Source organism: Vibrio sp. Y176 (genome assembly GCF_033438945.1).
In genome coordinates this window covers 1-1,130 of sequence record NZ_JAWOQS010000105.1, presented here as the reverse complement: position 1 = coordinate 1,130, position 1,130 = coordinate 1, and the positions used below count along the sequence as shown (strand labels likewise).

2 protein-coding genes are annotated in these 1,130 nt (G+C 49.4%); both read left to right on the top strand.

What is annotated here, in order from left to right; genetic code table 11:
* On the top strand, positions 1-633 hold a 633-nt coding region (locus R7O13_RS24410; protein ID WP_318304873.1), incomplete at its 5' end, for an amino acid ABC transporter permease.
* Positions 630-1,130 (top strand): amino acid ABC transporter ATP-binding protein (locus R7O13_RS24405; protein WP_318304872.1); only part of this gene is annotated, 501 nt, incomplete at its 3' end. The genes R7O13_RS24410 and R7O13_RS24405, both read left to right, overlap by 4 nt.

Below are 1,130 nucleotides of genomic sequence, written 5' to 3'. Positions count from 1 at the left end.
ATATTGCTGAAATATCTTGGCACAACCATGGAAATGGCCACATGGGGCTTGGTCTTTTCACTGATTTTAGCCGTCATTTTGGCGAACATTCGCGTATTTAAGCTGCCAGTTCTCGACCAATTGAGTCAACTGTACATCAGCTTCTTCCGTGGTACCCCACTGTTAGTACAACTTTTCCTGCTTTATTACGGCTTGCCACAAATCTTCCCTGTGATGGTGGGTATCGATGCATTTTCTGCCGCAGTGATTGGTTTAACGTTGCACTTTGCCGCTTATATGGCCGAGAGTATTCGTGCTGCAATCATCGGTATTGATCGTAGCCAAATGGAAGCGAGCCTATCGGTCGGCATGACAACGCCACAAGCGATGCGTCGCGTGATTCTGCCACAAGCAACACGAGTAGCACTGCCCTCATTGATGAACTACTTCATTGATATGATTAAGTCGACTTCCCTCGCCTTTACGCTTGGCGTGGCAGAAATCATGGCTAAAGCGCAGATGGAAGCCTCGTCAAGCTTTCGTTTCTTTGAAGCCTTCCTAGCCGTCGCTCTGATTTACTGGGGCGTGGTAGTGATTCTGACTCGAGTACAAATTTGGGCTGAAGCGAAACTGAATACGGCGTACGTACGATGATCAAATTAGAAAATATCCACAAGCGCTTTGGCGATACTGAAGTCCTGAAAGGCATTGATCTCGATATCAAACAGGGTGAGATCATCGTGATTATCGGCTCTAGCGGTACGGGTAAGTCGACCCTGTTGCGCACCGTTAACTTCCTTGAGCAGGCCGACGAAGGTCGTATCACTATCGACGACATCTCTGTCGATACACAAAAGCACACGAAAGCCGAAGTCTTGGCGCTGCGTCGCCGTACTGGGTTTGTTTTCCAAAACTATGCCCTTTTTGCGCACATGACGGCTCGCCAGAATATTGCCGAAGGTTTGATTACCGTGCGTGGCTGGAAGAAACAGGAAGCTCTGACTCGTGCACAGCAGATTCTGGATGATATTGGCCTTGGCGAGAAAGGTGACAGCTACCCGGCAGCTCTATCTGGTGGCCAGCAGCAGCGTGTCGGCATCGGCCGCGCTATGGCGTTACAGCCAGAACTGTTACTTTTTGATGAGCCAACT